The sequence below is a fragment of the Protofrankia sp. Cas8 genome, from assembly GCF_963555845.1.
Lineage (GTDB): Bacteria > Actinomycetota > Actinomycetes > Frankiales > Frankiaceae > Protofrankia.
The window spans coordinates 1,127-2,827 of sequence record NZ_CAUVXI010000020.1 but is presented as its reverse complement, the minus strand read 5'-3'; the positions used below and the strand labels follow the sequence as shown (position 1 = coordinate 2,827).

Here is a 1,701-nt window from a genome sequence, read left to right as displayed (position 1 = left end):
CACAGTCGTGGGTGCAGACCAACACGGCGGGCCGGGACGTGTACGCGGTGCAGCGCGGTTCGCAGGTGTTCTACGGGACGGGTGGCCACCGGCCGGATGCCTGAGGTGCGGTTACGACGGGCGGTCGGCGGCCGTTGATGGCAGCCGGCGAACAGATCAACATCGCCGGCCGTGACCTTTATGCGGCGGAGACGCAGTATTTCTACGGCTCGCCGCCGGGCTATCAGCTGATGCCGTTCCCGATCGAGGCACCTGCGCCGCTGGCGTCGGTGTGGGAGGCCCCGAGTCGGTTGCTGTCCGCCCGGTACCGGCTGGTGCGGTTCGCCGGCCGGGAGGATGACCTCGCGGACCTGGCGGGGTGGCGCGACGGCGGGTCCGGGCTGGCGGTGCGCCTGGTCCACGGTCCGGGCGGGCAGGGCAAGACCCGGCTGGCGGCGCAGTTCGCCGCCGCGTCCGCAGTGGCGGGGTGGGCGGTGTGGACGGCCCGTCAGGAGCCGAGCCTGACGGCGGGCGCGGACTCGCTACCCGCCGGGCGCGGGGTGCTGATCGTTGTCGACTACGCCGAGCGGTGGCCGGTGGGGGACGTGTTCGCGTTGCTGGCGGACCGGCACCTCCCCGCCGGGCCGGTACGGGTGTTGCTGGTGGCCCGGCCGGCGGCGGACTGGTGGCAGTCGCTGGCGCACCGGCTCGACGGGCAGGATGTCGGGGTCAGCCGGCAGCGGCTCGGCCCGGTCGCGGGGGGAGGAACGACCCGGGCCGGGTTGTTCACCGCGGCGGCGGCCCGGTTCGCCGACCTGCTCGGGGTGGCCGACCTTGCCGCTGTCGGTCCGCCGGTCGGGTTGGCGGACGACGAGGCGTTCGCGCTGGTGCTGACGGTGCACATGGCGGCGTTGGTCGCGGTGGACGCGGCCCGGTCCGGGCGGCCCACCCCGGCCGATCCGGGCGCGTTGTCGGCGTATCTGCTGGGCCGGGAGTGGGATCATTGGCGGCGGCTGCATGAGAAGGCCGGCCAGCCGATGGTGACCGGCCCGCGGGTAATGGGGCGGGCGGTGTTCACCGCGACGCTGACCCGGCCGCTGCCCTATGACCTGGCGGCCGGTGTGCTCCTGCGGGTCGGGCTGGCCGTCACCGAGGACACCGCCGGACAGATTCTGGACGATCATGCACTGTGTTATCCGCCGGCGGACCGTGCGTTGCTGTTGGAACCGCTGTATCCGGACCGGTTGGGGGAGGATTTCCTCGCGCTGCAACTCCCCGACGTCGGCGACGGGGGGGACCTCGATCCGGACCCGTGGACGACGACGGCGCTGCCGCGGCTGCTGACAGCCGGGAGTGACGAGCCGCCGGTGTATCTGGGTCGGGCGCTGACCGTTCTGGTGGAGACCGCGAAACGCTGGCCGCATGTCAGCGCCCGGCTCGCGACGGTGCTGCGTGACCGCCCCGATCTTGCTGTTGCGGGCGGCACACCGGTGCTGGTCAGCCTCGCGTCCTGGGAAGACGTCGACGTTGAACTGCTGGACGCGGTGGAACAACTGTTCCCCGACCATCGTCATGTCGAGCTGGACGTGGGCATCGCCGCGGTCGCCTCCCGGCTGCACGCCCACCGGCTCGCTCAGACCAACGACCCGGCCGACCGCGCCCGGTTGCATGAACGGCTCGCCTGGCGACTCGACCATGCCGGCCGGCGGGAGGAGGCGCTGG

1 pseudogene is annotated in these 1,701 nt (G+C 73.0%); it reads left to right on the top strand.

From position 1 onward, the window contains the following. Nucleotides 1-137: 137 nt before the first annotated feature. Nucleotides 138-1,701, top strand: a pseudogene (locus tag U9977_RS05505) (tetratricopeptide repeat protein); the annotation flags it as partial.